This window comes from Streptomyces corchorusii (genome assembly GCF_001514055.1).
Lineage (GTDB): Bacteria > Actinomycetota > Actinomycetes > Streptomycetales > Streptomycetaceae > Streptomyces > Streptomyces olivaceoviridis.
The window spans coordinates 369,997-394,627 of record NZ_KQ948351.1 but is presented as its reverse complement, the minus strand read 5'-3'; the positions used below and the strand labels follow the sequence as shown (position 1 = coordinate 394,627).

Genomic DNA, 24,631 nt, shown 5'->3' with positions numbered 1-24,631 from the left:
CCGGGGGCGATGGCCGCGGCCGCGGTGCGAACGTGGCACGGCGCGGTCATAGGCGATGCCGCGGGGGACGAGCAGCAGCCCTGGCCACAACGGCTGCCGGCCCCGTTGATCCAGGGCACTCGCCGCCTGCGGCGGGCACACCCCTGATCGCGGCCCTTTTACTTCACGCTAACCGGGCCTCGGTGAGTCAGCATCTCGGACAGCGACGGACCGTGACCGCCCGGCCGCGGCCTCCGTCCGGTGGACGGCCCTCGCCCGCCTCCGAACTGCCCCGCCACCGTCGCCCCGAACGCCAGCGCCATGCCCGCGAGCTGTACCGGGGTGAGCGTCTGGCCGAGGGCCGCCCAGCCGACGACCGCCGCGGCCAGCGGGGAGAGGGGGCCGAGGAAGGCGGCCTGGGTGGCGGGGAGCCGGCCGATGCCGCGGAACCAGAGCCAGTAGGCGACGGCCGTGTTGGCCAGGGCGAGGTAGAGGTAGCCGCCGGTGGCACGGGCGTCGAGGGCGGGCGGAGCGCCCTCGGCCAGGAGGGCGACCGGGGCGATGAGCAGGCCGCCCGCGGTGAGCTGCCAGCCGGTGAGCGCGAGCGGACCGACGCCGTCCGGGCGGCCCCAGCGCTTGGTCAGCACGGTGCCGGCGGCCATGGCGGCGGTGGACGCGAGGGCCGCGAGGACGCCGACGGGGTGGAGCGCGCCGGCCCCCTTCAGCACGACGAGGCTGACGCCGAACGCGGCCACCAGCCCGGTGAGCAGCGTGCGCGGGGCCGGCCGCCGACCGAGGAGCAGGGCGGAGAGCCCGACGACGAACAGTGGTCCGGCCGAGCCGACGACCGCGGCCATCCCGCCGGGCAGCCGGTACGCCGCGACGAACAGCAGGGGGAAGAACGCGCCGATGTTCAGCGCGCCGAGCACGGCCGCCTTGGCCCACCAGGCACCGCGCGGCAGCACCCGGGTGAGCGCGAGCAGCAGCAGCCCGGCGGGCAAGGCCCGCGCCAGGGCCGTGAACAGGGGGCGGTCCGGCGGCAGAAACTCGGTGGTGACCGCGTAGGTGGTGCCCCAGGAGACGGGGGCGAGGGCGGTGACGGCGATGACCGGGGTGAGGGGACGGGTCGGCATGGGAGGGCCCCTTCCGAGGGCGTGGGTGCCTATGGCGGCTCGGCTCACTGCTAAGTAGCTTAGCTCTAAGCTACTTAGCGTCAAGTGGCTTTCTTGCGGGCGAGCGGATTGCCGTCGATACTCTCCGCATGCAGCCACAGCCCGCGGACCCCGTCGACGCGATCATCGAGCAGTGGGCGCGTGTGCGGCCCGACCTGGACACCCGGGCCATGGAGGTCTTCGGCCGGATCTTCCGGCTCTCCCGCACCATGGGCGACCGGATGGAGAGGGCGTACAAGCCCTACGGCATCTCCCGCGGCGAGTTCGACGTCCTGGCCACCCTGCGCCGGTCCGGCGAGCCGTACACCCTCTCGCCCCGCGAGCTGTCGGCCACGCTCATGCTCACCACCGGCGGGATGACCGGCCGGCTCGACAAGCTGGAGGGCGCGGGACTGCTGCGCCGCTCCCCCGACCCGCACGACCGGCGCGGCCTGCGGGTCACCCTCACCGAGGAGGGGCTGCGGCTGATCGACGAGGCGGTGGGCGCCGGACTGGCCCAAGAGAGCGCCGCCCTGTCCGCCCTGGACGCCGAAGAGGCCGGCCACCTGGCCGGCCTGCTGCGGAAGCTACTGGACGCGACGGCCGACTAGGGCCGCGGCGGGACGCTCACGAAAACGCCGGGGGCGCCGGTCCCGGGCGGGTACGGCGTGCGCGCGTACCGGCGGGAGGAGCGGCGCCCCCGGCGAACGGACCGACGGTCGCTCAGGCCTTGGCCCGGGCGTCGGACTGGACGTCGATGTTGGACGAGGTGGTGTCCTTCTTGGCCCGGGACTTGTCGAGCGCCATCACCAGACCGGCGATGACCAGGAACAGCACCACCGGGGCGAAGACGTAGAGGCCCAGCGTCTGGATGACGCTCAGGCCCTTGCCGGGGTCGTCGCCGTCGTCGCGGGTCAGCGCGAGCGCGGGGGACGACATGAGCAGCATCATCAGCGTCGTACCGGCGGCCAGGGCGCCGGCGCGCAGGGCGTTCTTCTTGTCCACGGAAATCAAGTTAGCGAACGGCCGTCGGGGCCGCGCGGCCGGGGTGCCCGTACGGGGGCGGGGGGCGTTCAGCGCAGCACCTCCAGCAGGGCCCTGAGCCGGGGCGAGGCGACCAGTTCCTCCAGCGGCACCGGGCGGCCGTCGGCGTCGGCGACCGGCAGCCGCCAGTTCGGGTACTGGTCCCAGGTGCCCGGCAGGTTCTGCGGGCGGCGGTCGCCGACGCCGTCCGGGAGCCAGACCCCGACCAGCCGGGCGGGGGTGCGCAGCAGGAAGCGGTGGACGGCGCGGATCTCCTCCTCCTCGTCGGAGCCGGGTGGTCCGGCCGCCGGGCTGTCCAGCAGACCGAGGCTGCCGAGCAGGGCGAGCCACTCCGCGGCGTCGGCGGCGGCCTCCGCGCGTTCCTCGGCGGCCGAACGGGTCAGCAGGCCGAGGCGGTCGCGCAGTTCGACGTGGTCGCCGGTGAGCCGGGCGGCGGTGGGCGGCAGGTCGTGGGTGGTGGCGGTGGCCAGGCAGTCGGCGCGCCAGCGCTCGGGCGGCAGCGGGCGGCCGTCGCCCTCCCAGTCCCGTTCGAACCAGAGCACGGAGGTGCCGAGCACCCCGCGCCGCTGGAGCGTCTCGCGCACGCCGGGTTCGACGGTGCCGAGGTCCTCGCCGATCACGACGGCACCCGCGCGGGTCGCCTCCAGGGCCAGGATCGCGAGCATGGCGTCGGCGTCGTAGTGGACGTAGGTGCCGTCGGTGGGCGGGCTGCCCTGGGGGACCCACCAGAGCCGGAACAGGCCCATGACGTGGTCGATGCGCAGCGCGCCGGCGTAGCGGAACAGGGCGCGCAGGAGATCGCGGTAGGGGGCGTGGCCGGTCGCGGCGAGCCGGTCGGGGCGCCAGGGCGGCAATCCCCAGTCCTGGCCGCGCGCGTTGAAGGCGTCCGGCGGGGCGCCGACGGACATCCCGGCGGCGAACACGTCCTGCTGGGCCCAGGCGTCGGCGCCCGCCGGGTGCACGCCGACGGCCAGGTCGTGCACGATCCCGACCGGCATGCCGGCCTCGCGGGCGGCACGCTGGGCGGCGCGGAGCTGGCCGTCGGTGAGCCAGGCGAGACGGGTGTGGAACTCCACCCGGTCGGCGAGCTCCTCCCGCGCCCGGGCGGTGGCGGCCGAGCGGGGGTCGCGCAGCCCGTCCGGCCAGCGGTGCCAGTCGGAGCCGTGGACCTCGGCGAGGGCGCACCAGGTGGCATGGTCGTCCAGGGCCCGGCCGTGGGCGGCGCGGAAGGCGTCGTAGGCGGCCTGGCGGCCGGGCCCGAGGGGGACCCGCGCGACCAGCTCCAGCGCCTGACGCTTCAGCTCCCACACCGCGTCCCGGTCGATGAGGGCGCCCTTGTCCAGGACGGCGGCGCGCAGCCGCCCGGCCCGCTCCAGCAGCCCGCCCAGCCGCTCGCGGTCCTCGACGTAGGCGTACTCGGGGACGTCCTCGACCCGCAGGTGGACGGGGTCGGGGAAGCGGCGGGAGGAGGGGCGGTACGGGGAAGGGTCGGTGGGGGCGCCCGGTACGGCCGCGTGCAGCGGGTTCACCTGGACGAACCCGGCACCGGCGGTGCGTCCGGCCCAGCCGGCCAGCTCGGCGAGGTCGGCGAGGTCGCCCATGCCCCAGGAGCGGCGGGAGAGCAGGGAGTAGAGCTGGACGAGCAGGCCGTAGGAGCGGCCGGGCGGGGCGGGCAGCCGGTCCGGGGCGACGACGAGGCACGCCTCACCGGTCCGCCCGTCGGGCGCGGTGGCGGTCAGCCGGTGGACGCCGAGCGGCAGATCCCCGGCGCCGTCCCGTTCCGCCCCGTCCTCGGTCTCGACGCGCAGCCGGGTGCCGGCGGGCAGCGCGGTGAGGGCGGCGGGCGGTTCCGCGCCGGCCCACTGGACCACCGTCGGCGGCAGCAGGCGCTCGCGCAGCTCGCGTTCCCGGGCCGCGAGGGCGGCGCGCACGGCGTCCGGGCCGGCCGCGTCGACGCCGAGGGCGGCGAGGGCGGCGGTCACGGCGGAGGCGGGGACCTGGACGGTACGGTCCGGGGCGGGGCGGTAGGACGTGGCGACCCCGTGCAGCCCGGCCAGCCGGGCGAGGTCCTCGGTGGGGTGCTCGTCGGGCGCCGCGGCCATCTACAGCCCCGGCGCGAAGGAGTCCGGAACCGGGTCGGACTCGCTGGTCAGCGGGGCGGCCTCGGCGAGCGGGGGCTCACTGGTCAGGGGCTCGGCGTCGGGGAGCGGCGGCTCGCTGGTCAGCGGTGCCTGCGCGCAGGCGCTCTCCGCGCTGAAGACGCACAGCGGCGTCGTACCGGTCTCGGCGGACGGCTCCGCCACGGGTTTGAGCTGGGCCGGGATCGTGAGTCGGGCCGGTGCGGCCACGGGGGCCTCCTTGTCGGTGCGCGGATGCTGCGGCGTGGGACGGGTCACGGCAGGCCTACCCCGTGAGCCCGCCGCCACGCGCGGCAGAATCCGGTGCCGGGGGTGATCCGGGTGATCCGGCGCCGCCCCGGTGATCGATAGAGGGGGTGTGAGACTGTTCCGCCCCATGGGGGGCCAGCGGGAGAAGGACGACGGGAGCGGCGGGGACGCGGCCCTGTTGCGGGCCGTCGCGCAGGGGGACGCCTCGGCGATGGCCGCCCTGTACGACCGGCACGCCGGGTGGCTGCACGCGCGGCTGACGCGCCGGTGCGCCGACCCCGAGCTGGTGCGGGAGGTGCTCCAGGACACGTTCGTCACGGTGTGGCGGTCGGCGGCCGGGCACCGCGGGCAGGAGGCGGGCGGCTGGCTGTGGACGATCGCCGCGCGCCGGCTGGTGGACGCGCGGCGGGCGCAGGAGCGGGCCGCGCGGGTCGCGGGACCGCTGCCGGAGCCGGAGTCCTCCGGGCGGTACGGGTCCGCCGCCGCGCCGTCCGCCGAGGACCGGGTGCTGGCGGGTCTGGAGTACGGCGACGTGGGCACCGCGCTCGACCGGATCTCCCCCGAGCTGCGGGAGGTGCTGCGGGCGACGGTCGTCGACGGGCTGAGCACCCGTGAGGCGGCCCGGCTCCTCGGCATCCCGGAGGGCACGGTCAAGTCCCGGGCCCGCCGCGCCCGCGCGGAACTGCGCGAGGCCCTGGCCCAGCTGAACCCGTCCCCGTTGGGAGGCACGGCATGACCCACCGCGACAGCCACCCGTGGCACGTCGGCGACGACCAGGCGACCCGCTACGCCGAGGGCACCCTGCCGGAGCCGGACGCCTGGTCCCTGGAGAAACACGTGGAGGACTGCGCGCGGTGCGCGTCCCGGGTGTCGGCCGCGGTCGGCGGCACGGCGGCGGGGACGGTGCTGGCGGCGGTACGGGCGGCGGTGCTGGAGTCGGCGCCGGGGGCCGCCGTATCGGAGGAAGCGGTGCCCGGCCGGGCGGCGATGACGCCTTCGGCGGGGGCGGCCGGACCGACGCAAGCGGTGCTCGGCGGACGGCCCGTGGTGTCGCGGCTCGCCCGGCTGCTGTGGGCCGCCGGGCCCGCCGTGCGCGGGGCCTGGCTGCCGGCCGTGCTGGGCGTGGCCGTGGCCGCGCTGGCCCTGTCGTACGGGGCCGGGTTCCCGGGGGCACGCGCGCTGCTGCTGGCCATCGCCCCCGTGGTGCCCGTCGCCGGGGTCGCCCTGTCCTACGGACCGCACGCGGACCCCTTGCACGAGGTCACCGCGGCCACACCGGGCGGCGGGCTGCGGCTCGCGCTCACCCGGACGGTCGCCGTGCTCGCGGTGAGCCTGCCGCTGCTGACCCTCACCGGACTGCTGCTGCCCGCCTCCGGCGCCCCGGCCGCGGCGGCCTGGCTGCTGCCCGGGCTGGCACTGGCGCTGGCCTCGCTGGCGCTGGCCTCCTTCGTCGGGTGCCGGGCGGCGGCCGGGGTGACGGGCGGCGGCTGGCTGTGCGCCGTCCTGGCACCGATGGCCGGCGCGCCGGGCGGTGCGGCGACCCTGCGGCTGGCCGAGCAGCTCTCCCGCTGCCTGGACGGCGTCGCCGCGCAGGGCGCGTGGGCGGCGGCGGCCGTCCTGAGCGCGGCCCTGCTGACGGCGCGGCGTCCGGCGTACGACCGCCCGCTGCGCCCGTGACGGCACCCCCACCGCTTCCCCCGGCGAACCCCGCACCGCAGCCACGCTGACCAGGGGCTGCCACCCCGGTCGCTTCCGGCCACACCGCATGACCACCGGTCGACCCACCCCTGACACCCCTGGCCGGCGCCGCGCCCACGCGCGCCCCCGACCGCACCCCGGGACCCGCCGACGGGTCCCCGTGCCCTCCCCTGGAGAGACGATGAGTTCCATACGTGTGACCGGCCTGCGGGTCCGGCACCGCAAGACGCTCGCCCTCGATTCGCTCGACCTGGTGCTCGGCACGGGTGTGCACGGGCTGCTGGGGCCGAACGGGGCCGGGAAGACCTCGCTGATCCGGGTGCTGGCCACGGTGGCGCGGCCGGACGCCGGCCGGGTGGAGCTGCTCGGTGCGGACACCGCCGGGCACCGCGGGCTGGCCGGGGTGCGGCGCCGGCTGGGCTATCTGCCGCAGGAGTTCGGCTACTACCCGGGCTTCACCGTGCGGGAGTTCGTGGCGTACGTGGCCTGGCTGAAGGAGATGCCGGCGGCGGACGTGCCGGCGGCCGTGGAGCGGGCGGTGGCCCGGGTCGGCCTCGCGGACCGCATCGACGCCAAGGTCCGGACGCTGTCCGGCGGCATGGTCCGCCGGGTCGGCATCGCGCAGGCCATCGTCAACGACCCCGCCGTGCTGCTGCTGGACGAACCGACCGCGGGTCTGGACCCGGAGCAGCGGGTGGAGTTCCGCGAACTGCTGCGCGCGCTGGGCGCCTCGGCGACGGTGGTGGTCTCCACCCACCTGGTGGAGGACGTGGCCGCCGCCTGCACCGAGGTCACCCTGCTGGACGCGGGCCGGATCGCGTACCGGGGCACGCCCGAGGCGCTCACCCGGCTCGGTGAGGCGTCGGACGGGCCGGGCGACCATCCGATCGAGCGCGGGTACACGGCGGCGCTGCGGGCGCACCGCGCGCCGGGTGCGCGGGAGGCGGTGCGATGACCCTCGTCACCGAACACGTCACCGGGCCTGAGGCGGCCCCGCGTGCGCCGCACCCGCTGCGCGCCGAGTGGGTGCGGGGTTTCGCGCCCTGGGCCGGGGCCGCCGTACTGCTGACGCTCGGCGTGACGCTGTGGGCGAAGGCGGACCAGTGGCAGGGCGGGTGGTCGGAGACCGCCGGCCAGGTGCACTCGGCGATGCTGATCACCCTTCCGCTGGCCGTGGCGGCGGGCTGCTGGCAGGGCGGCCGGGAGCGCCGGCGCCGTACCGAGGAGCTGTGGGGGACGACCGTACGGCCGCCGCTGGTCCGTCTGCTGGCCGCGGCGCTGCCCGTGACGGTCTGGGTGGCCGCGGGCTACCTGCTGGCCGTGGCCCTGGCCCACCTCGCCACCTGGCCCTACGCCCAGGGCGACCGTCCCCACCTGGCGCTGCTGCCCGGGGACACGGTCGCCATGGCGGCGGGCGCGCTGACCGGGCACGTGGTGGGCCGGGCGGTGCCGACGCGGCTCGCGGCGCCGCTGCTCGCGATGGCCGGCTATGTGGGCCTCGGGATGGTGACGGTCGACGACTCGACCCCCGGCCGGGTCCTGAGTCCGACCGTCCCGCCCTTCGCCGGCGGGCTGCCCGTGTGGTGGCAGCCGTGGGCCATGGCGGTGTGGACGGGCGGGCTGGCGGTCGCCGCGGCGCTGGCGTACGCGGCCCGGCGCCGGGTGACGGCCCTGCTGCCGCTGGCCGCCGCGCTGGCCGCGGGCACGCTGCTCGGGCAGACCGGGAACGGCCTGTGGCACGCCGATCCGATCGCCCGCCGTCAGGTGTGCGACACCTCCACCACGCCGGCGGTGTGCGTCAACGCCCGGTACGCCGGGATGCTCCCGCAGGTCAGCGACGCGCTGTCGGGGGTCACGGAGAAGCTGCACGGCGTGCGGAACCTGCCGGTGCGGTGGGCGGACCACGGCGGCGCCCCGCGCGCCGACGAGGCCCGGCTGCCGGGCATCACCCCGCTGGGCTGGTCGGCCGTACGGGGGCGGCTGACCGATCCGGAGCAGTTCGCGTGGGAGGCCGTCGCCGCGCTGGAGGGCTACGACTGTCCCGGGCAGACCCGGACGGCCCGGGGGGCGCTCAGGGCGGACGACGCGGTGGAGTACTACCTCGCGCCGACCGCGGCGCGGAAGGCGATCGACGAGAACGACGCCCGGGGCGACGCGACCCGGCGCGCCGACCTGCGCGAGCGCCGCGCCGCCCGGGCGAGGCTGGCCGGCATGGACGAGCGGACCCGCCGGGAGTGGCTGTCGGCCTACTTCGCGGCCCGCGCCGACTGTGACGCCGAGGGGGTGCCGGCCCTGTGACCGGACTCGACTCGAAGGAGGTGCCGGCCCTGTGACCGGACCCCTGCTGTACGCCCGCTCCCGGGCGCTGCCCGCCACGCTGGCCGCGCTCCTCGGCACCGCCGCCTTCGCCCTGTGGGCGGCCGGCCGGCTGGACGCCTACCTCGATCCCGACCGCCGGGTGCCGATCGTCGCGCTGGCGCCGCTGCTGGCGTCGGCGGTGATCGGCGCGAGCCTGTACAGCGCCTCGGACGAACTGGACCGCACGGCCGTACGCCCCTGGTGGCCGCGCCGGCTGGCCCAGCTGACGGCCCTGACCGCACTGGCGGCCCTGCTGGTCGTCCCGGCCGTGCTCGGCCACGCGGACACCTTCGGCCCGCCCGCCGTCATCCGCAACACCCTGGGCTGCACGGGCGTCACCGCGACGGCGGCCGTCCTCCTGGGCGCCCGCCTGAGCTGGCTCCCCGCGTTCGCCTACGTGTCCGCCGTCTACCTGGGCTCCTCCGCCGCCCGTGGCCGCGCGGGCACGGTGTGGGCCTGGCCGATGCAGCCGGGCGCCCAGCCGGGCGCCTGGGCGGTGGCCCTGGCCGCGTTCGCGGTGGGCGCGGCCCTGTACGCGGCGCGCGGCGCCCGCCCGGACGGGCCCCGGGGCTGAGCTCCGGGGCGCGGAGCCGGCCTGAAGGGGCGCGGGGAGCCGCGCGCAGGCGCCCCACGCGCCCACGGCCACCGACGCAGGCGCGGACACACCGGCCCGGACCGACTAGGCGGAGATGCCGTCGATCCGGGCCAGGGCGTCGTCCGCGCCGTACGGCTGCAAGTACGGCAACCAGCGCGGGTCACGATGCCCCGTGCCGATGATCCGCCAGGCCAGCCCCGTCGGCGGAGCCGGTTTGTGCCGCAGCCGCCAGCCCAGTTCCACGAGGTGACGGTCGGCCTTGACGTGGTTGCAGCGGCGGCAGGACGCCACCACGTTGTCCCAGACGTGCTTGCCCCCGCGACTGCGCGGGATGACGTGGTCGACGCTGGTTGCGACGCCACCGCAGTACATGCACCGGCCCCCGTCGCGCGCGAACAGCGCACGGCGGGTCAGAGGAACAGGCCCCCGATAGGGGACCCGGACGAATCGCTTGAGCCGGACCACGCTGGGTGCGGGGAGGGTGACGGTTGCGCTGTGCATATAGGCGCCGGATTCCTCCAGGGAGACTGCCTTGTTCTCCAGGACGAGGACGAGCGCGCGGCGGAGCGGTACGACGCCGAGCGGCTCGTACGACGCGTTGAGGACCAGGACATGCGGCACGGGTGCCTCCTTGGGCGTCGGCGGCGCGTGGCTCGCGCCGGGACGATCTGAGGTCAGTCTCTCCTCATGCCTGGTGAACGCGCCACCATGTCCCGGTAACGGGCTGGGAGTGTTTTCGACCACACCCTCATTCATCCCCCGGATCATGGCCTGTTCAAGCCCGCGTGAGCCGCGTCTCTCCTGCACGCCTCCTGTGCGGATCGGCACGGGGCATACACAATGCCCCGTTAGTGTGGTGGTCCTGTCCGTCCGGTGACCTTTTCGTGACCTTGACCGCCCGCCGGTACGGACCGCGCAGCACCTGGGAGGTACCTGCCGTGTCGTCCCTGCCCGCCGCCGTCCTGGCCGCCGGCGCATCGCCGTCTCCTTCGCCGTCGCCGTCGGGATCGTCGGCCCCGGCCGTGCCGACGCTCCAGGACGCCCAGGAGAGCGCGACGAACGCGGCGAGCTGGGTCGAGCAGAACTGGTCGACGTGGCTCGCGATGGGTCTTCAGATCCTGCTGATCCTGGTCGTGGCGGTGGCACTGCGGGCGGTGGTGCGGCGGGCGATCACCAAGCTGATCGAGCGGATGAACCGCACCGTGCAGGCGGTGGACGGCAGTGCGCTGGGCGGGCTGCTGGTGAACGCCGAGCGGCGGCGGCAGCGGGCGGCGGCGATCGGTTCGGTGCTGCGGTCGGTGGCGAGCTTCCTGATCCTCGGCACGGCCGCGCTGATGGTGCTGGGCACCTTCAAGATCAACCTGGCGCCGCTGCTGGCGTCGGCCGGTGTCGCGGGCGTGGCGATCGGTTTCGGCGCGCGCAACCTGGTCACGGACTTCCTGTCCGGCGTGTTCATGATCCTGGAGGACCAGTACGGCGTCGGGGACGTGATCGACGCGGGTGTGGCGACCGGCGAGGTGATCGAGGTCGGGCTGCGCGTGACCAAGCTGCGCGGCGACAACGGGGAGATCTGGTACGTCCGCAACGGCGAGGTCAAGCGGATCGGCAACCTGTCCCAGGGCTGGGCGACGGCCGGGGTCGACGTGACCGTGCGGGCGAACGAGGACCTGGACCGGGTGAAGGCCACGCTGGTCGAGGTCGCCGAGAAGATGGGCAAGGAAGAGCCCTGGAACGAGCTGCTGTGGAGCCCGATCGAGGTGCTCGGACTGGACTCCGTGCTGATCGACTCCATGGTGGTCCGGGTCTCGGCCAGGACGATGCCGGGCAAGTCGGTCACGGTGGAGCGGGAGCTGCGCTGGCGGATCAAGCGGGCGTTCGACGCGGCGAGCATCCGCATCGTGGGCGGTGCGACGGCCGTCGAGGACCAGCAGGACGCCCCCGACCCGACGGCCGCGGTCGCGGCCCCGGTGGTGTACTCCGACGCGGAATCCCCGCAGTCGGCGGCGGCCACCCCGATAGTCCCGCAGCGCTCGGCGCCCCCGGGGAAGTAACGGAACGGTTCGGCACACACGTTCGAGTGAACGGGCGGGGCATTCCGGCGCGGGGAGCGCGCGGGGTGCCCCATCGTTCCGGCCATGAATACCGACCACCCTGGGGAGCCGGACCCCATGGCCCGGATGGACCCCGTCCAGCTCCTGGCGGCGTACGAGACGGTCTCCCCCATGCCCGTACGCCCCGAGTTCATCGAAGGCCGGGCTTACGTACCGCTGGCGCCGCCCGGTGACGGGCACAGCGACATGGCTCTGTCGCCGTGCTTCCAGCTCCGGTCGGCAGCGGTCCCTCATGCCGGCATCGGCAACGGCTTCCGGTTCGCCGACCCGGCCCACGACACGACAGCGTTGGTCATCCCCGACTTCTACGTCATGCGCCGCGAGCCGACGAGTACGGACGAGGCGCACTTCGCCGCGCATCCCGGCTGGTACCCCATCGACATGCTCGCCCTGGTCGGCGAAGTCACCTCCACGAACCACGAGACCGACACCGGCCCCAAGTTCCGTACCTATGAGGGCGCCGCCCCAAGCTGACGCGGCTGCCGTGCCGTGCACGCCACCGCTCCCAGCGGCAGCGCGACCGCCACCGCCGTCCGGCCGCCTCTCACCCGGTCTCCCCCAGCCTCGTCACCTGGCACAGCGCCACGAACGCGCTCGCCCTGCGCTGCCCCGGCATGTCCGTCAGTCCCTGGTCCGCGCGCAGCAGGACCCGGGCCTCACCCGACGACCGGTCCACCGTCAGGGAGCCGGTGACGGCGTGCCGGCCGCGGAACGGGCGCCACTGGAAGTCCCACGCCCCTGCCCCGCCCGTCACGTCGTACGCCCGCTCGGACGCGGCGATCCTCGCCCGCAGCCGCTCCGCCTGACCCGCCGGGAACGCCCGCTCCTGCGTGGCCCGGAGGGCGTCCACGGTGACCGGGACACCGGTGCCCCGCGCCCGGCGGACCAGGGCCGCGTACACGTAGAGGGCGGCGAGCAGACTGAAGACGGCCCACACGAGCAGGGTGACGACGAGGTCTTCGGCGAGCGACCGGGACAGATCCGCGTCCACGACGTCGCTCAGGCCCACCGTCGCCGGCAAGGGCGCGAAGCCGGACATCGTGACCAGCCACAGCCTCCAGAGCAGCCTCCCGTCGACCATCCCCACTTGCCCCATCCCCCCACGTCCGTTCGCCGCCCGAATGCAGGGCCCCGTGACCAGCGAAAACCACCTCCATGACGCACTCGTGACGCGCCCTTGACCCTCGCCCGAACACAGATCGACTTCACAGGAACCCCACGTTCCCTCCGCATCCGGTGATCGTCTAGGGTCGCCCCCACAACGGGTCCTTGTTCTGGAGCGCGACGCCGCCCGGGGGCCCGTGTCGAATGTGGGGAAACATGCGCAAGCTCGCCATCGGCACCGCCCTGTCCGGCGCCCTGGCCCTCGCCGGCCTGGCCGCGCCCGCCGCGTCGGCGGCCGGCACGCCGGACCTGACGTTCACCGGTGTGACCGTGAACAAGGGCAAGCCGATCGTGGTCGGCACCACCAAGGCGGTGAACGTGCCGGTGTCGTACACCCTGACCCGGCCGAAGGACCTGGTCATCGACCAGGAGAAGACGGCGCAGGGCGTGCTGCTGTACCGCGGCACGCTCAAGTCGCCCGACAACGAGCTGGGCCCGCGCAAGGCGCCCGTCTGCGCCCCCACCGCCACGACGGAGACGACCGTCACCGAGGACTGCACCGAGACGATCACCGCCGTTCCGGACCAGGAGCTGTACGAGGCCGCCGACGCCGGCACCTGGAAGGCCGCCGGCGTCTACGCGCACAGCGACGGCAGCGCCTCCGACGACTACCTGCACAGCGAGTACGACCTCACCATGTGGGGCAACCTCGCGTCGGTGCAGATCAAGCGCGCCGCCCGGCTGACCGTGAACGCCGCCCCGGAGCCCGTCGTCAAGGGCCGGACGCTGACCGTCAAGGGCAAGCTGACCCGCGCCACCTGGGCGACCGGCACGTACACCGGGTACAAGGGCCAGAAGGTCGTCCTCCAGTTCAAGGCGGACGGCGGCGCGTACGCGAACGTCAGGACGATCACGTCCGGCACCGGCGGCGCCCTGTCCACCACGGTGAAGGCGGGCAAGAGCGGCACCTACCGCTTCGTCTTCGCCGGTACGGCCACCACGGGCGCGAAGACGTCCGCCGGTGACCACGTGACCGTGAAGTGACTCCGGGCGCTCCCCGTACCGCGACGCCCCCGAGGTAACGACTCTGTTGCCTCGGGGGCGTTGTCTATTGACGCCCCCTTCGTCCTCGGCTTACGTTCCTCCCACCCCAATAGGAAAGTTTCCTAACAGTGATCTCCCGGGCGGCCGTTGATCAAGACTGGACGTCATGCCCAGGTCACTGAAAAGCTGGGCGGCTGGAAAGGCAGGTGTCGCACCCCATGGCAGGAACCGCCGGTACGCCGGGCACCCCGCGCGTCCTGCGCGCCATGAACGACCGCGCCGCCCTGGACCTGCTGCTGGAGCACGGGCCGCTGTCGCGCACCCGGATCGGCAAGCTCACCGGCCTGTCCAAGCCCACCGCCTCCCAGCTGCTGGCCCGTCTGGAGGCGGCCGGACTGGTCCGGGCCACCGGCACCAGCGAGGGCCGGCCGGGTCCCAACGCCCAGCTCTACGCGGTCAACCCCACGGCCGCGTACGCCGCCGGGCTCGACGTCACCCCGCACCGCATCCGGGCCGCCGTCGCCGACATCACCGGCCGCACGGTCGGCGAGTACGAGCTGCCCACCCCCGGCCGGCGCCCGGCGCACCCCGTCGTCCGGCAGGTCACCGACGCCCTCGACGGCGCCGTCAAGGCCGCCGGGCTCGCCCGGTCCGACGTGCACCGGCTGGTCATCGGCACGCCCGGCGCCTTCGACCCCAACACCGGACGACTGCGCTACGCCTCCCACCTGCCGGGCTGGCACTCCCCCGCGCTGCTCGACGACCTCGCGGCGGCCCTGCCGATGCCGGTCGAGTACGAGAACGACGTCAACCTCGTCGCCATCGCCGAGCAGCGGCTCGGCGCGGCCCGCGGCCACGCGGACTTCGTGCTGCTGTGGAACCAGGAGGGCCTCGGCGCCGCCCTGGTCCTCGGCGGCCGGCTGCACCGCGGCTGGACCGGCGGCGCCGGCGAGGTCGGCTTCCTGCCGGTACCGGGCACCCCGCTGGTCCGGCAGGTCACCAAGGCCAACAGCGGCGGCTACCAGGAGCTGGCCGGCTCCCAGGCCCTGCCGAAGCTGGCCCGGGAACTCGGTGTCGAGGACGTGCCCCCGGGGCCGTACACCGAAGCCGCCACCCTGCTCGTCGCCCGCGCCGCCGACCACGCGGGCGGTCCGCACCGGGAACTGCTGCGGACCTACGCCACCCGGCTGGCCACCGGTCTCGCCTCGCTCGTCTCCGTCCTCGATCCCGAACTCGTCGTCCTGAGCGGCTCCGCCCTGACGGCCGGCGGCGAGGTGCTGCGCGCCCTCGTCCAGGCCGAGCTGGAGGAGCTGGCCGCGGCCCGGCCCCGGCTGGTCGTCGGCGACGTCCACGAACACCCCGTGCTGCGCGGCGCGCTGGAGTCCGCGCTCGCCGCCACCCGCGACGAGGTCTTCGACACCTCGCGCTGAGCGCCCCCTCTTTCCCGACCCGTCCCCCTGGGAGACCTCGCCATGCCCACAGCCATACCCGGAGTCGCCCGAAAAGCGGTGTTTGCCCTGACCGCCTCCGCCGTGCTCCTCACCGCCGCGTGTACCGGCCAGTCCGACTCCGGTGCCACGGACGATCCCTCGAAGGACACGACGATCAACTTCTGGCACGCCTGGAGCGCGCCGAACGAGGTGAAGGCCGTCAAGTCGCTGGTCGCCGGCTTCGAGCACGCGCATCCCAACATCCACGTGAACGTCGTCGGCAACATGACCGACGACAAGATCAACCAGGCGCTGCGGGCCGGTGGCGAGAAGGCCCCGGACGTGATCTCGTCGTTCACCACCAACAACGTGGGCAAGTTCTGCTCCTCGGGCGCGCTGGTGGATCTGAACCCGTTCTTCAAGAAGTCCGGGATCGACCCGGAGAAGACGTTCCCGAAGCCGATGAACGAGTACACCCGGTTCGACGGCAACCGCTGCACGGTGCCGCTGCTCGGTGACGCGTACGGGCTCTACTACAACAAGACGGCGTTCGAGAAGGCGGGCATCGCGCGTCCGCCGAAGACCTGGTCCGAATTCGAGGCCGACGCCAAGAAGCTGACGATCCCCCAGGGCAGCGGGTACAAGCAGCTCGGGTTCATGCCGAACTACCACGGCTGGGAGTCCACCACCGAGCACTACCTCGGCCAGTTCTCGCCGACGTACTTCGACAAGGACGGCAAGTCGAACCTCGCCAAGGACCCGGCCTTCGCGAAGGGCTTCACGCTCCAGAAGAAGCTCGTGGACGAACTCGGCGGATTTGAGAAGCTGGAGAGGTTCCGCGCCACGCTGGGCGACGAGTGGGGCCCCAAGCACCCCTTCCACACCGGCCAGGTCGCCATGCAGCTCGACGGCGAGTGGCGGCTCGGCATGGCCGAGGAGGCGAAGCCGGACTTCGAGATCGGGACCGCTCCACTGCCGGTCCCGGACGACCAGGCCGACCAGTACGGCAAGGGCTACATCACCGGCACCATCGCGGGCATCGCCGCCACCAGCCACAAGCAGAACGCGGCCTGGGAACTGGTGAAGTACATGACCACGGACACGGACGCGGTGGTCGGCTTCGCCAACGACATCCACAACGTGCCCTCCACGCTGGCCGCGCTGAAGTCGCCGAAGCTGAAGTACGACCCGCGGTTCAAGACCTTCCTGGACATCGCCGCCGACCCGGACTCCACCACGACCCCCGCCTCGGTCAACGGCGGTGTGTACCTGGTGACGATCCAGCAGTTCGGCTACGACTACGAGAGCGGCAAGGTCACCGATCTCAGGGCCGGGCTGAAGAAGACGGCCGCGCAGATCGACACGGACATCGCGCAGGCCCAGTGATGACCGCCGTGACCCTCGCGTCGAAACGCCGGCGCTCGGCCCTGCGCACGCTCGCCTTCATGTCCCCGTGGCTCATCGGCTTCGCGGTCTTCTTCGCCTACCCGCTGATCTCCACGGTCTACTTCTCCTTCATGCACTACGACGGCTTCCGGCCGCCGACGTGGAGCGGCGGGAAGAACTGGACGTACGTCTTCGAGCACTACCCGCTGTTCTGGCCCGCCCTGCGCAACACGCTCTGGCTGGTCGTGATCATGGTGAGCCTGCGGGTGCTCTTCGGGCTGGGCGTCGGACTGCTCATCACCAAGATCAAGACCGGTACGGGCGTCTTCCGCACCCTGTTCTACCTGCCGTACCTCGCCCCGCCGGTCGCGGCCACCATGGCCTTCGCGTTCCTGCTCAACCCCGGCACCGGCCCGGTGAACTCACTCCTGGAGAAGGCCGGGCTGCCGGCGCCGGGCTGGTTCAACGACCCCACCTGGTCCAAGCCGGCGCTGACCCTGCTGGCCCTGTGGGGCGTCGGCGACCTGATGGTCATCTTCATGGCCGCGCTGCTCGACGTACCGACGGAGCAGTACGAGGCGGCGGAGCTGGACGGCACCTCGGCCTGGCAGCGGTTCCGGTACGTGACCCTGCCGAACATCTCCCCGATCGTGATGTTCGCCGTCGTCACCGGCGTGATCCAGACCATGCAGTACTACACCCAGCCGCTGGTGGCCGGGAAGGTCGCCTCCGGCGTGATCCAGGGCGCCGGCACCCAGTTCGAGCCCGGCTACCCCGACAAGTCCACGCTCACCCTCCCCCAGCTCGTCTACAACCTCGGCTTCCAGCGCTTCGACTACGGCTCGGCGTGTGTGGTGGCGCTGGTGCTGTTCGCCCTGTCGATGGCGTTCACCGCGCTGCTGATGCGGCGCCGGGGCGGCCTGATCCAGGCAGGTGACTGACCATGACGCAAGTTCTGGAGCAGCCGGTGAAGCCGGCGCCGCTCGTCACCGGCGCCGAGCGCGCCGCCCGGCGCCGGGCGGCGCTGGAGTGGATCGCGGTCCACGCGCTCGGCGTGGCCGCCGCGCTGTTCTTCACGCTGCCGTTCGTGTTCGTGTTCCTGACCTCGCTGATGAGCGACAGCCAGGCCCTCAGCCGGGACCTGGTCCCGCACACCTGGGAGTGGGGCAACTACCGCAAGGTCTTCGACACGCCCGGCTTCCTCACCTGGTGGAAGAACACGCTGCTGTACGCCGGTCTCGGCACCGTGCTGACCGTGGTGTCCTCGATCCCGGTGGCGTACGCGCTCGCCAAGTTCCGCTTCCGGGGCCGCAACCTGTCGCTCATGCTGGTGATCTCGATGATGATGCTGCCCCCGCAGGTGGTCGTCATCCCGATGTACCTCTTCTGGGCGAAACAGCTGGACCTGTCGGGCACGCTGTGGCCGCTGATCGTCCCCATGGCGTTCGGCGACGCGTTCTCCATCTTCCTGCTGCGCCAGTTCCTGATGACGATCCCGAACGAGTACCTGGACGCGGCGAAGGTGGACGGCTGCGGCGACCTGCGCACCCTGCTGCGGGTCGTGCTGCCCATGGCGAAGCCGGGCATCGCCGCCGTCGCCCTCTTCCAGTTCTTCTACGCCTGGAACGACTACTTCGGGCCGCAGATCTACGCCTCGGAGAACCCCGGCGCCTGGACGCTGTCCTACGGCCTGGAGTCCTTCAAGGGCGCCCACCACACCGACTGGAACCTCACCATGGCCGCCACCGTGCTGGTCATGGCCCCCGTGATCCTCGTGTTCTTCTTCGCCCAGAAGGCGTTCGTCGAGGGCGTCACCCTCACCGGAGTAAAGGGTTGAACTGGCTATGAAACTCACCGTGGTCGGCGGCGGCTCGACCTACACACCGGAACTCGTCGACGGCTTCGCGCGGCTCAGGGACACCCTGCCCGTCGAGGAACTGGTCCTGGTCGACCCGGCCGAGGACCGGCTGGAGCTGGTCGGCGGGCTGGCCCGGCGGATCTTCGCCAAGCAGGGCCACGGCGGCCGGATCGTCACGACGTCCGACCTGGACGCGGGAATCGACGGCGCCGACGCCGTCCTGCTCCAGTTGCGCGTCGGCGGCCAGGCGGCCCGGCAGCAGGACGAGACCTGGCCGCTGGAGTGCGGCTGCATCGGCCAGGAGACCACCGGCGCGGGCGGCCTGGCGAAGGCCCTGCGCACGGTCCCGGTGGTCCTGGACATCGCCGAACGGGTCCGCCGGAGCAACCCGCGCGCGTGGATCATCGACTTCACCAACCCGGTCGGCATCGTCACCCGCGCCCTGCTCCAGGCCGGGCACCGGGCGGTCGGCCTGTGCAACGTGGCGATCGGCTTCCAGCGGAAGTTCGCTGCCCTGCTCGGCGCGGCCCCGGCGGATGTGCACCTGGCCCATGTGGGCCTGAACCACCTCACCTGGGAAACCGGTGTGCGTCTGGGCGGACCGGAGGGCGAGAACGTCCTGCCGAAGCTCCTGGCCGAGCACGGCGGGGCCATCGCGGACGACGTCCGCCTCCCCCGCCCCCTGCTGGACCGCCTCGGCGTCGTCCCCTCCTACTACCTGCGCTACTACTACGCGCACGACGAGGTCGTCCGGGAACTGCGCACGAAGCCCTCGCGGGCGGCCGAGGTGGCGGCGATGGAGCGCGAACTCCTGGCGATGTACGGCGACCCGGCCCTGGACGAGAAGCCGGCCCTGCTGGCCAAGCGCGGCGGAGCCTTCTACTCGGAGGCGGCCGTGGACCTGGCGGCGGCCCTGCTGGGCGGCGGGGGCAGCCCGTACCAGGTGGTGAACACGCTCAACAGGGGAACGCTGCCCTTCCTCCCGGACGACGCGGTGATCGAGGTGCAGGCGGCGGTCGGCCCGGCCGGCCCGGTCCCGCTCCCGGTCCCCGCCCTGGACCCGCTCTTCTCGGGCCTGATCGCGAACGTGACGGCCTATGAGGACCTGGCCCTGGAGGCCGCCCTGCGCGGCGGCCGGGACCGCGTCTTCCGCGCGCTGCTGGCACACCCCCTGATCGGCCAGTACGCGTACGCAGACGCCCTCACCGACCAGCTGATCGCACACAACCGGGAGCACCTCGCGTGGGCCTGACCGCACCTGACCCCCTGACGGTCCTCGCCATCGACGCGGGCAACAGCAAGACCGACGTGGCCGTGGTCAACGCCGCCGGCGAGGTGCTGGCCACGGCTCGCGGCGGCGGTTTCCGGCCGCCCGTGGTGGGCGTGGCCGCGGCGCTGGACGCGCTGGCGGAACCGGTGGCCCGGGCGTTCGCGGACGCCGGGGTCACCTCCGTCGGCCATGTCGCGGCCTGTCTGGCCAACGCCGATCTGCCGGTGGAGGAGGAGCAGTTGGCGGCGGCGCTGCACGCGCGCGCGTGGGGCGCGTCGGTGGAGGTCCGCAACGACACCTTCGCGATCCTGCGCGCGGGCGTCGCCGAGCCGCGCGGGGTGGCGGTGGTGTGCGGCGCGGGCATCAACTGCGTGGGCATGCGGCCCGACGGCCGTACCGCACGCTTCCCGGCCATCGGCCGTATCTCCGGTGACTGGGGCGGCGGCTGGGGCCTGGCGGAGGAGGCCCTGTGGCACGCGGCGCGCGCGGAGGACGGGCGCGGCGGACCGACCTCCCTGGCCCGCACCCTGCCCGCGCACTTCGGCCTGCCGACCATGTACGCCCTCATCGAGGCGCTGCACCTGGAGCACCTGGACCACGACCGCCGGCACGAGCTGACCCCGGTCCTGTTCGCGACGGCGGCGGACGGCGACCCGGTGGCCCGCGCGATCGTCACCCGGCTCGCGGAGGAGGTCACGGTGATGGCCACGGTCGCGCTGAGGCGCCTGGACCTGCTGGACGAGGAGGCCCCGGTCCTCCTCGGCGGCAGCGTCCTCACCGCCGGCCACCCGCTGCTGAACGACACCGTCCGCACCCTCCTGGCGGCCCGCGCCCCCAAGGCCGACGTCCGCGTGGTGACGGCGAGCCCGGTGCTGGGGGCGGTCCTGCTGGGCCTGGACCGGCTGGGGGCGGATGCGGGGGCGCAGGAGCGGGCGCGGGGCCACTGGGAGGGGGGCCGATCCTGAGTCGTCCGGGGGGCGGAGCGGGGCAACAATGTGACCAGAGGTGCGGACCCGACCTCGGGAGGCATCATGAGCACATCAGCCGAGCCACGAGTGTCCGGTCTCGAAGTCCGGTCCATCGACTACGTCCCGCTGGACGAGCGGCACGGCAAGCTCTGGCACCTGGGCCCGCTGTGGTTCATGTCCAACGCGCAGATCGCCACCCTGGCGGTCGGGCTGGTCAGCATCACCCAGGGCGGCAACCTCGTCTGGTCGCTGCTGGCCATCGTCTCCGGCACCGTCATCGGCACCTTCTTCATGGCCTTCCACTCCGCCCAGGGCCCCCAGCTCGGGCTGCCGCAGATGATCCAGTCCCGGCCCCAGTTCGGCTACGTCGGCGCGCTGCTGGTGTGGCTGTTCGCCTATGTGCAGTACGCCGGGTTCAACGTCTTCAACAGCATCCTCGCCGCCGGCTCCCTGCACGCCACGCTGCACGGCGGCGTCAAGCTGTGGGTCGTCGTGGTGACCGCCGTCGCGCTCGTCATCGCGCTGGTGGGCTACGACATCATCCACAAGGCCGAGCGGATCCTGACGTACACCTTCCTGGTGATCTTCGGGATCTTCACCGTGGGCGTCCTGGTCACCCTGCACTACCCGGCGGGCTCCTTCGACCTCGGCGGCTTCCGGTGGACGCCGTTCCTCGCGCAGTTCGGCGTGGTCGCGGGCTACCAGATCAGCTGGGCCATCTACGTCTCCGACTACTCCCGCTACCTGCCTCCGGACGTGACCGTCCGCAAGACCTTCTACTGGACCTACTTCGGCTCCGCGCTGGGCGGCATCTGGCTGATGGTGCTCGGGGCGCTGCTGGCGGCCTGGGCGGGCCCGGGGACCTTCCAGACGATCCCGGCGATCGACGCCGCGGGGGACAAGGTGTTCACCGGGTTCGGCGCCGTCGTGCTGCTGTTCTCGGCCCTCGGCCTGGTCTCGGTGACCGCGCTGAACATGTACGGCGGGTCCCTCACGCTCATCAGCGCCATCGACTCCTTCCAGCGGGTCCGGCCGACGCTCGCCGTACGGCTGGTCACCCTCGGCCTCACCGCGGCGCTCTCCCTGGCCGGCGCGCTGGCCGCGACGTCGAACTTCCTGGCGAACTTCGAGAACTTCCTGCTGCTGGTGCTCTACCTGTTCATCCCGTGGACCGCGGTGAACCTCATGGACTACTACGTGGTGCGCCGCGGGCACTACGCCATCGCCGAGATCTTCAACCCGCACGGCATCTACGGCCGCTGGGGCCGGCACGGCATCATCGCCTACCTCGTCGGCTTCGCCGCCATGGTCCCGTTCTTCTCCGTCGGCACCCTGTTCCTCGGCCCCGCCGCGAGGGCGCTGGGCGGCGCCGACATCTCCCTCTTCGTCGGCCTCCCCGTCAGCGCGCTCCTGTACTGGTGGCTGACCCGCTCGATCGACGTGGCGGCGGAGACCCGGCTGGCGGCGGCGGAGGCGGCGGCCCTGGAACAGGCCGCACACGAGCACCGCGAGCCGTGAGGCCGTCCCCGGCCGGCCCGTCGCCCGGGGAACCGATCCCCCGTCACCGGCGTGTTCCAGCACGGGGGGTGGTGCGTGAGCCGGTACGCGCCCCCGGGCACGCGGCGATCCGATCAAGATCCAGTGAAGGCCGGTGCGCAATGTCGGTGCGGCCGGTGATACTGGGCGGCGTACGGATGACCATGGGGGAGGTCGAGTGACACACCCGCCGAAGAGCAGCGCGGCGCCACCGCCGGCCGGGTCCGCCGGTGCGGCCGGTCTCCCCGGCATCCCCGCCCAGCCCGGGCCGCCCGGGTTCCCCCCGGCCGTCGCTCCGGGGGTGCCGCCCGCGCGCCGGACCGCCTTCGCCGAGGGTGCCGAGCGGCTGCGGGCCGCCGCGACGACCGAGCCGGGGCGGCTGCGGATCATCGGTGCCGTCCTGGCGCTGCTGGTCGTCGCGTTCGGGGCGGTCACCGCCTGGCAGACCAGCGCCCGCTCGGCCGCCGCCGACGACGTGCTGCGCCGCAGCCAGCCGCTCAGTTACGGCGCGGCCGGCATCTACCGGTCGCTGGCCGACGCCAACACCGCGGCCTCCAGCGGGTTCCTGGCGGGCGGGCAGGAGAACGCCCCCTCCAGGGAACGGTACGAGAAGGACATCCGCTCCGCCGCCGCCGGGCTCGTCACCGCCGCCGCCAACGCCGAGCCGGGCTCGGCGTCCGAGGAGACCATCGCCGGGCTGAACCGGCTGCTGCCCGAGTACAAGGGCCTCATCGAGCGGGCCCGGATGTACAACCGGCAGGGCTACCCGGTCGGCGGCGCCTATCTGCGGTACGCCAACGAGAAGATGCAGAAGGAGATGCTCCCGGCGGCGGAGGACCTCTACACCACCCAGAACCGGCGGCTCGACGCGGACTACGCGGACGCGACGCCGTACCCGTGGGCCGCCATCGGGCTCGGGCTGCTCGCGCTGGCCGCGCTCGGCTGGGCCCAGCACCGCACCTACCGGCGCACCCACCGCGTCCTCAACCACGGCCTGGTCGCCGCCAGCGCCGCGACGGCCGTCGCCCTGCTGTGGCTGGTCGTGGGCCACATGGTCGCCCGGTCGGGGCTCGACGGCTCGTACGAGCACGGCATCCGCTCGCTCAACGTGCTCCACGACGCCCGGATCGCCTCCCTCAAGGCGCGCGGCAACGAGAACCTGAGCCTGGTGGCGCGCGGCGCCGAGACCGTCACGGTCGACGGCACGACGTACGACGCCTACTACCGCGACTTCGACCAGGACATCGCCGTGCTCGGCAAGGGGCTGACCGAGGCGGCGCGGCTCGCCGACGACCAGGGGGGCACCGCCCCGGTCAAGGCGGCCGAGGACGACATGGCGGTGTGGAAGCAGCGCCACGCCGCGGCCCGCGCCGAGGACGAGAACGGCAACTACCAGCAGGCGCTGGACAAGGTGATCGGCGCCAAGGACGCGACCGCCGAGTGCTTCGACGGCGTCGACCGCAGCCTGGCCCGGGCCATCGCCCATGAGCGGGCCGAGTTCCAGCGGGCGGCCGGGGACGGGCGGGACGCCATGACCGGGCTGCCGGCGGGCGCCGCCGTCCTCGCGGTGCTGGGCGCGGCCGGCGCGGTCGCCGGCATCGGCCGCAGGCTTTCGGAGTACCGGTGAAAGGGGGCGAGTCGATGGACGTGAGCCGTGCGCGGTCCGCCCTGCGAGGCTGGGGCGGGGTCGCCGTGATGGCGGTGCTGTGCGCGCTGGCGCTGGCGTTCGTCCTGCTGCTGCCGTGCACCCAGCAGGCGCCGGACGACGCGCGGCCGGCCGGGCAGAAGGCCGTCACCGGCACCCAGGCCCGCGCCGACGGGTGCGTGGACGCCGAGGCGCACGAGCGGACACCGGCGCCGTCCGGCGCGGACGGTCCGACGATCGACGCGATCAAGGCACGCACGGGCGCCAAGCGGAAGCTGATCGTCGGCGTCGACCAGAACAGCTACCGCTGGGGCTACCGCAACCCCAACACCGAGGGCGCCCGGCTGGAGGGCTTCGACATCGACCTCGTCCACCGGATCGCCGAGGACATCCTCGGCGACCCGGACGCGGTCCAGTTCAAGGCCATACCGACCAACCAGCGCATCCCGGCGATCGAGGACGGACGCGTGGACATGGTGGTCCGCACCATGACGATCACCTGCGACCGGCTGGAGCACGTCGCGTTCTCCGCGCCCTACTTCAAGACCGGCCAGCAGGTCCTCGCCCCCAAGTCCTCCCCGATCAAGGGCTACGACGCCTCGCTGGCGCACAAGAAGGTGTGCACCGCGGCCGGTTCGACCGCGCTCGCCAAGCTGGAAGCCGACCGGAAGGGCGGCCGGCTGCCCGCCACCACCGACCTGTCCACCACCGTGCCGAACCAGCTGGACTGCCTGGTCCGGCTGCAACTCGGCGAAGTGGATGCGGTGGTGACCGACGGCGCGCTCGCCGCGAGCCAGGCCGCGCAGGACCCGACCGTCGAACTGAAGGGCGCGCCGTTCACGACCGAGTACTACGGCGTGGCGATGAAGAAGGACGCCGGCGATCTGGTACGCCGGGTCAACCGCGTTCTGGTGGACTACCGCGCACACGGCTGGCAGACGTCGTACGACGACTGGCTGTCGGCGACACTGGGCAAGGACTCGGCCGCGTCGAAGCCGCCCGCGCCGCAGTACCGGCGCAGCAGTTGAGCCGTACCCGACCGGAACAGACAGCAAGCGAGAGGTGAT

The 24,631-nt window shown here is 73.5% G+C and carries 24 protein-coding genes; 18 read left to right on the top strand and 6 right to left on the bottom strand.

Features of this window, described 5'->3' with window-relative positions; genetic code table 11:
• Nucleotides 1-158: 158 nt before the first annotated feature.
• Nucleotides 159-1,112 (bottom strand): EamA family transporter, encoded by a 954-nt coding sequence (locus tag AQJ11_RS01725; RefSeq protein WP_059261579.1) that lies wholly within the window; start codon nt 1,110-1,112, stop codon nt 159-161.
• Between the two features lie 128 nt (nt 1,113-1,240).
• Here AQJ11_RS01725 and AQJ11_RS01720 point away from each other — a divergent pair, with 128 nt between their 5' ends.
• On the top strand, nt 1,241-1,741 hold the full coding sequence (locus AQJ11_RS01720) for a MarR family winged helix-turn-helix transcriptional regulator (RefSeq protein ID WP_058080547.1): 501 nt from the start codon (nt 1,241-1,243) through the stop codon (nt 1,739-1,741).
• Nucleotides 1,742-1,853: 112 nt separating this feature from the next.
• Here the strand turns inward: AQJ11_RS01720 and AQJ11_RS01715 are convergent, their stop codons facing one another.
• The 3 genes from AQJ11_RS01715 to AQJ11_RS01705 all read right to left on the bottom strand — a co-directional run bounded on the left by AQJ11_RS01715 (nt 1,854) and on the right by AQJ11_RS01705 (nt 4,522).
• A complete protein-coding gene (locus AQJ11_RS01715; protein ID WP_014672751.1) occupies nt 1,854-2,135 on the bottom strand; it encodes a hypothetical protein in 282 nt (93 codons plus the stop codon).
• Nucleotides 2,136-2,203: 68 nt separating this feature from the next.
• Entirely contained in the window at nt 2,204-4,276 is a 2,073-nt protein-coding gene (malQ, locus tag AQJ11_RS01710; RefSeq protein ID WP_059261578.1) for a 4-alpha-glucanotransferase, read from the bottom strand.
• Nucleotides 4,277-4,522: a hypothetical protein gene (locus AQJ11_RS01705; protein WP_014672753.1), complete on the bottom strand. Its 246-nt coding sequence runs from the start codon at nt 4,520-4,522 to the stop codon at nt 4,277-4,279. It abuts the gene before it with no gap.
• 166 nt (nt 4,523-4,688) lie between these two features.
• Here AQJ11_RS01705 and AQJ11_RS01700 point away from each other — a divergent pair, with 166 nt between their 5' ends.
• From AQJ11_RS01700 to AQJ11_RS01680, 5 genes are all read left to right on the top strand, one after another.
• Nucleotides 4,689-5,297, top strand: a complete 609-nt coding sequence (locus AQJ11_RS01700) for an RNA polymerase sigma factor (protein WP_059261577.1) — start codon at nt 4,689-4,691, stop codon at nt 5,295-5,297.
• Entirely contained in the window at nt 5,294-6,238 is a 945-nt protein-coding gene (locus AQJ11_RS01695) for a zf-HC2 domain-containing protein (RefSeq protein WP_059261576.1), read from the top strand. Before AQJ11_RS01700 ends, AQJ11_RS01695 begins: the two co-directional genes overlap by 4 nt.
• 202 nt (nt 6,239-6,440) lie before the next feature.
• Nucleotides 6,441-7,214, top strand: a complete 774-nt coding sequence (locus tag AQJ11_RS01690; protein WP_203348920.1) for an ABC transporter ATP-binding protein — start codon at nt 6,441-6,443, stop codon at nt 7,212-7,214.
• Complete coding sequence (locus AQJ11_RS01685; RefSeq protein ID WP_059261575.1) at nt 7,211-8,557, top strand: hypothetical protein; 1,347 nt, start codon at nt 7,211-7,213, stop codon at nt 8,555-8,557. Before AQJ11_RS01690 ends, AQJ11_RS01685 begins: the two co-directional genes overlap by 4 nt.
• 31 nt (nt 8,558-8,588) lie before the next feature.
• Nucleotides 8,589-9,191, top strand: coding sequence for a hypothetical protein (locus AQJ11_RS01680; RefSeq protein ID WP_058080553.1), 603 nt, complete (start codon nt 8,589-8,591; stop codon nt 9,189-9,191).
• Between the two features lie 105 nt (nt 9,192-9,296).
• Here AQJ11_RS01680 and AQJ11_RS01675 read toward each other — a convergent pair whose 3' ends face one another.
• The gene (locus AQJ11_RS01675; protein WP_014672759.1) at nt 9,297-9,833 is read right to left on the bottom strand and encodes an HNH endonuclease; all 537 of its coding nucleotides are present in this window, start codon (nt 9,831-9,833) and stop codon (nt 9,297-9,299) included.
• A 317-nt stretch (nt 9,834-10,150) separates the two neighbouring features.
• Between AQJ11_RS01675 and AQJ11_RS01670 the strand changes: the two genes are divergently transcribed.
• Together AQJ11_RS01670 and AQJ11_RS01665 are read left to right on the top strand one after the other, a co-directional pair.
• Nucleotides 10,151-11,263, top strand: a complete 1,113-nt coding sequence (locus tag AQJ11_RS01670) for a mechanosensitive ion channel family protein (RefSeq protein WP_059261896.1) — start codon at nt 10,151-10,153, stop codon at nt 11,261-11,263.
• Nucleotides 11,264-11,347: 84 nt separating this feature from the next.
• Nucleotides 11,348-11,797, top strand: coding sequence for a PDDEXK family nuclease (locus AQJ11_RS01665; RefSeq protein ID WP_107120764.1), 450 nt, complete (start codon nt 11,348-11,350; stop codon nt 11,795-11,797).
• A 70-nt stretch (nt 11,798-11,867) separates the two neighbouring features.
• Here the strand turns inward: AQJ11_RS01665 and AQJ11_RS01660 are convergent, their stop codons facing one another.
• Complete coding sequence (locus tag AQJ11_RS01660; RefSeq protein ID WP_244218067.1) at nt 11,868-12,419, bottom strand: hypothetical protein; 552 nt, start codon at nt 12,417-12,419, stop codon at nt 11,868-11,870.
• 224 nt (nt 12,420-12,643) lie between these two features.
• Between AQJ11_RS01660 and AQJ11_RS01655 the strand changes: the two genes are divergently transcribed.
• The 10 genes from AQJ11_RS01655 to AQJ11_RS01610 all read left to right on the top strand — a co-directional run bounded on the left by AQJ11_RS01655 (nt 12,644) and on the right by AQJ11_RS01610 (nt 24,592).
• Complete coding sequence (locus AQJ11_RS01655; protein ID WP_059261573.1) at nt 12,644-13,471, top strand: hypothetical protein; 828 nt, start codon at nt 12,644-12,646, stop codon at nt 13,469-13,471.
• A 218-nt stretch (nt 13,472-13,689) separates the two neighbouring features.
• Nucleotides 13,690-14,901 carry an ROK family transcriptional regulator gene (locus AQJ11_RS01650; RefSeq protein ID WP_041665176.1) on the top strand — a complete coding sequence of 404 codons (1,212 nt, stop codon included), beginning with the start codon at nt 13,690-13,692 and terminating at the stop codon, nt 14,899-14,901.
• A gap of 42 nt (nt 14,902-14,943) precedes the next feature.
• Nucleotides 14,944-16,287 (top strand): ABC transporter substrate-binding protein, encoded by a 1,344-nt coding sequence (locus AQJ11_RS01645; RefSeq protein WP_059261572.1) that lies wholly within the window; start codon nt 14,944-14,946, stop codon nt 16,285-16,287.
• A complete protein-coding gene (locus AQJ11_RS01640) occupies nt 16,287-17,228 on the top strand; it encodes a carbohydrate ABC transporter permease (protein ID WP_041665177.1) in 942 nt (313 codons plus the stop codon). The genes AQJ11_RS01645 and AQJ11_RS01640 overlap by 1 nt, the downstream gene beginning before the upstream one ends.
• Nucleotides 17,229-17,230: 2 nt before the next feature.
• Nucleotides 17,231-18,124 (top strand): carbohydrate ABC transporter permease, encoded by an 894-nt coding sequence (locus tag AQJ11_RS01635; RefSeq protein WP_059261571.1) that lies wholly within the window; start codon nt 17,231-17,233, stop codon nt 18,122-18,124.
• A 7-nt stretch (nt 18,125-18,131) separates the two neighbouring features.
• Entirely contained in the window at nt 18,132-19,397 is a 1,266-nt protein-coding gene (locus AQJ11_RS01630; protein WP_059261570.1) for a 6-phospho-beta-glucosidase, read from the top strand.
• On the top strand, nt 19,388-20,380 hold the full coding sequence (locus tag AQJ11_RS01625; protein WP_014672768.1) for an N-acetylglucosamine kinase: 993 nt from the start codon (nt 19,388-19,390) through the stop codon (nt 20,378-20,380). The genes AQJ11_RS01630 and AQJ11_RS01625 overlap by 10 nt, the downstream gene beginning before the upstream one ends.
• A 66-nt stretch (nt 20,381-20,446) precedes the next feature.
• Entirely contained in the window at nt 20,447-21,901 is a 1,455-nt protein-coding gene (locus AQJ11_RS01620) for a purine-cytosine permease family protein (protein WP_175252151.1), read from the top strand.
• Nucleotides 21,902-22,097: 196 nt separating this feature from the next.
• On the top strand, nt 22,098-23,546 hold the full coding sequence (locus tag AQJ11_RS01615) for a hypothetical protein (protein WP_398780013.1): 1,449 nt from the start codon (nt 22,098-22,100) through the stop codon (nt 23,544-23,546).
• Nucleotides 23,547-23,560: 14 nt separating this feature from the next.
• Nucleotides 23,561-24,592, top strand: coding sequence for a glutamate ABC transporter substrate-binding protein (locus tag AQJ11_RS01610; protein ID WP_059261569.1), 1,032 nt, complete (start codon nt 23,561-23,563; stop codon nt 24,590-24,592).
• The last annotated feature ends 39 nt before the right edge of the window (nt 24,593-24,631 follow it).

Excerpts from the sequence above, each read along its gene's own strand:
- AQJ11_RS01725 (WP_059261579.1), bottom strand. The coding sequence starts at position 1,112 with ATGCCGACCCGTCCCCTCACCCCGGTCATCGCCGTCACCGCCCTCGCC.
- AQJ11_RS01720 (WP_058080547.1), top strand. The coding sequence starts at position 1,241 with ATGCAGCCACAGCCCGCGGACCCCGTCGACGCGATCATCGAGCAGTGG.
- malQ (WP_059261578.1), bottom strand. The coding sequence starts at position 4,276 with ATGGCCGCGGCGCCCGACGAGCACCCCACCGAGGACCTCGCCCGGCTG.
- AQJ11_RS01700 (WP_059261577.1), top strand. The coding sequence starts at position 4,689 with ATGGGGGGCCAGCGGGAGAAGGACGACGGGAGCGGCGGGGACGCGGCC.
- AQJ11_RS01695 (WP_059261576.1), top strand. The coding sequence starts at position 5,294 with ATGACCCACCGCGACAGCCACCCGTGGCACGTCGGCGACGACCAGGCG.
- AQJ11_RS01690 (WP_203348920.1), top strand. The coding sequence starts at position 6,441 with ATGAGTTCCATACGTGTGACCGGCCTGCGGGTCCGGCACCGCAAGACG.
- AQJ11_RS01685 (WP_059261575.1), top strand. The coding sequence starts at position 7,211 with ATGACCCTCGTCACCGAACACGTCACCGGGCCTGAGGCGGCCCCGCGT.
- AQJ11_RS01665 (WP_107120764.1), top strand. The coding sequence starts at position 11,348 with ATGAATACCGACCACCCTGGGGAGCCGGACCCCATGGCCCGGATGGAC.
- AQJ11_RS01660 (WP_244218067.1), bottom strand. The coding sequence starts at position 12,419 with ATGGGGCAAGTGGGGATGGTCGACGGGAGGCTGCTCTGGAGGCTGTGG.
- AQJ11_RS01655 (WP_059261573.1), top strand. The coding sequence starts at position 12,644 with ATGCGCAAGCTCGCCATCGGCACCGCCCTGTCCGGCGCCCTGGCCCTC.
- AQJ11_RS01650 (WP_041665176.1), top strand. The coding sequence starts at position 13,690 with ATGGCAGGAACCGCCGGTACGCCGGGCACCCCGCGCGTCCTGCGCGCC.
- AQJ11_RS01645 (WP_059261572.1), top strand. The coding sequence starts at position 14,944 with ATGCCCACAGCCATACCCGGAGTCGCCCGAAAAGCGGTGTTTGCCCTG.
- AQJ11_RS01640 (WP_041665177.1), top strand. The coding sequence starts at position 16,287 with ATGACCGCCGTGACCCTCGCGTCGAAACGCCGGCGCTCGGCCCTGCGC.
- AQJ11_RS01635 (WP_059261571.1), top strand. The coding sequence starts at position 17,231 with ATGACGCAAGTTCTGGAGCAGCCGGTGAAGCCGGCGCCGCTCGTCACC.
- AQJ11_RS01630 (WP_059261570.1), top strand. The coding sequence starts at position 18,132 with ATGAAACTCACCGTGGTCGGCGGCGGCTCGACCTACACACCGGAACTC.
- AQJ11_RS01620 (WP_175252151.1), top strand. The coding sequence starts at position 20,447 with ATGAGCACATCAGCCGAGCCACGAGTGTCCGGTCTCGAAGTCCGGTCC.
- AQJ11_RS01610 (WP_059261569.1), top strand. The coding sequence starts at position 23,561 with ATGGACGTGAGCCGTGCGCGGTCCGCCCTGCGAGGCTGGGGCGGGGTC.